The following is a 1384-nucleotide window of genomic DNA, read 5'->3' as shown; positions in this document are numbered from 1 at the left end:
TCATCGGCGTTGAAGGCATCGCCATTGTTCCAGGTGACGCCTTTGCGCAGATGCAGTGTGTATTCGGTGGCGTCGTCATTGACGTCCCAGCTTTCGAGCAGGACCGGCTCGAAAGTGAACTGGTGGGTGTAGCGGACGAGCGGCTCCAACCAACAACGGGTGACGTTTGCCATCTCGGTCCAGTCATAGGTGCGCGGATCCTTCTGTGCCTTGACCGACATAGCGACACGCAGCGTTCCGCCCTTTTTCGGTTCGTCGGCCAGGGCTTTAGTCGGCGCGGCAAGGCCGATCATGCCGTAGGCGAAAGCCGTCGATGCGCCGAAGGCGCTGGCCAGCGCCAGGAATTCTCGCCGGTCCATGCGGCCTGCACGTGTCTCTTTCGCCATTGCCTCGATAGCGCCCGGCACGCGGTCGCCATTGCTTCTGAAGAATGCCATTTTATCCTCCCTTTTGTTCCCGTTACGTCTTCAACTGACGCTGTTTGGCAGCGCCTCCTCGCGCCGCGCAATGAAATCCGTCAGGCCCTCGGCGATGCCCTCATCGAGTTTCGGCTCCTCATAATCCGCGAGCATGTTGCGCGCCTTCTCGCGACCGCGGGTATCGTGGTCCTTCGCGCCTTCAGCCTTCCACTGCTCGTATTGGTTGAAATCCATGATGCTGGGTATGAAGAAGGCCGACTCGAAATGTTCGAGCGTGTGTTTGGTGCCGAGGAAATGGCCCTGCGGCCCGACTTCGCGGACTGCCGCCATGGCCTCCTTGAAATCGTCGAACGGAAGCCCGCCCGCATATTTGTACCAGCCGACAAGCTGTTCGCAGTCCGTCGCGAATTTTGAATAGCCGCAGCTCAAGCCGGCCTCGAGCCATCCGGCGGAGTGCCAGATGTAGTTGGCGCCGGAAAGGATAGCGGCATGCATCAGCATGTTCGCCTCGTAGCCCGCCTGGGCGTCATTCAGCTTCGAGCCGACATGGAAGCCCGAGGTGCGCCACGGCAGTTTGTATTTCCTGGCCAGCGCACCCATCAGATACATCATCTGCGCGGCCTCTGGCGTGCCGCCCATCGGCGCCCCGGTCTTCATGTCGACCGTCACCATGAACTGTCCGTAAAGCTGCGGCGAACCCGGACGCAGCAGCTGCGTGAACGCGACGCCAGCCAGCGCTTCCGCATTGACCTGCGCGACCGCTCCCACGGCAGAGGCCGAAGTCGAGGCGCCGCACAGCGCGAAGGGCGCCAGGATCAGCGGCTGGTTGCTGCGCGCATAGACCTTCATGGCGTCAAGCATGGTGGCATCCCACACCAGCGGCGAGTTGCAGTTGGTGATCGACACCAGCACCGGGTTGTCGCGGACATAGTCCTCGCCGAACACGATGCCTGCCATCGCCATCG

2 protein-coding genes are annotated in these 1384 nt (G+C 61.7%); both read right to left on the bottom strand.

The features are described from left to right. A partial coding sequence (locus AC1DVW_RS29655; protein ID WP_477327932.1) for an ABC transporter substrate-binding protein occupies positions 1 to 437 on the bottom strand: 437 nt, incomplete at its 3' end. A 30-nt stretch (positions 438 to 467) separates the two neighbouring features. After that, a partial coding sequence (locus AC1DVW_RS29650) for a trimethylamine methyltransferase family protein (protein ID WP_477327930.1) occupies positions 468 to 1384 on the bottom strand: 917 nt, incomplete at its 5' end.

Source organism: Mesorhizobium sp. P3_B5, assembly GCF_056402815.1.
This window is presented reverse-complemented; position numbering and strand designations above follow the sequence as displayed.